1 protein-coding gene is annotated in these 1127 nt (G+C 65.2%); it reads left to right on the forward strand.

Annotation, left to right across the window (positions count from 1 at the left end; translation table 11 throughout):
* Window positions 1–21: 21 nt before the first annotated feature.
* A complete protein-coding gene (locus CVM73_RS38720; protein WP_208639293.1) occupies window positions 22–1035 on the forward strand; it encodes an IS5 family transposase in 1014 nt (337 codons plus the stop codon).
* The last annotated feature ends 92 nt before the right edge of the window (window positions 1036–1127 follow it).

Consider the following 1127-nt stretch of genomic DNA (forward strand, 5'->3'; position numbering starts at 1 on the left):
TAGGTTCGGAGGGGGCTCGGGATGGCATATCGACAGGTTGGGCAACCGAGTTTTGCGGACGCGCTGGTGTCGCGGCGAGGAAAAGGGAGCCCGGTGCTGAGGCGGATTTGCGAGCTGGTCGACTGGGCGGCTGTAGAGTGCGTGCTGCGCGGTCTTCCGGAACCGGAGCGTGGCTCGCCGCCCTATCCGCGGCTGGTGATGTTCAAGGCGCTGCTGCTGCAGCAATGGTATGGACTGTCCGATCCGGAGCTCGAAGAGGCGCTCGATGACCGCGCCTCGTTCCGCGATTTCTGCGGCTTTGTGCTGAGCGATGAGACCCCCGACCATACGACGATCTGGCGCTTCCGCGAGACGTTGCAGCGGGCCGGTCTGGACGAGAAGCTGTTCGCCGAGATCCTGCAGCAGATCGACGCGCGCGGACTGGTGCTGCGCCGGGGCACATTGATCGACGCAAGTCTGATTCCGGCGGCAGTGAAGCCGCCGAAGCCACCGAAGGACCCGCAGCCGCCCGGCCCGGACGGTCGAGAACCGAGCAAGCTGGTCAACAGCGAGCGCGATGCGGATGCGCGATGGACCAAGAAGGGCGGCAAGCGGTACTTCGGCTATAAGGCCCATGTCGGCATCGATCAGGGTTCGGCCATCATCCGCCGCCGCAAGCTGACCGACGCTGCGGTCAACGATACGGTCCCGGCCGACGAGCTGATCTGCGGAGATGAAAAGGCGGTCTACGCCGATCAGGCCTATGACAAGCACGAGCGCCGCAGCGGGCTCGCTGCGCGGGGCATCAAACCGCGGCTGATGTTCCGGCCCAACAAGCATCACCCCCTGACCGAGCGGCAGAAGCGCTTCAATGATGCCGTGGGACGGCGGCGAGCCCCGGTTGAGCAGGTCTTCGCGCGCCTCAAGTGCGTCTACGGATGGGCGCGCGCCCGTTATCTGGGGTTGGCGCGCAATCGGACGCATCTGAACTTGCTCTGCCTCGCCATGAACCTCAAACGATGGGCGGTACTGCAGCCCGTAGGGGCCGCAGCATGACTGCCATCGACCGCCACCACCGATCGGCCGCGAAAACGGACCTGTCCACTTCGCGCCCGACGCCCGAGGTCGTTCAAAAAAAGCCCGAAATC

Source organism: Bradyrhizobium forestalis (assembly GCF_002795245.1).
Taxonomy (GTDB): Bacteria; Pseudomonadota; Alphaproteobacteria; order Rhizobiales; family Xanthobacteraceae; genus Bradyrhizobium; species Bradyrhizobium forestalis.

Excerpts from the sequence above, each read along its gene's own strand:
- CVM73_RS38720 (WP_208639293.1), top strand. The coding sequence starts at position 22 with ATGGCATATCGACAGGTTGGGCAACCGAGTTTTGCGGACGCGCTGGTG.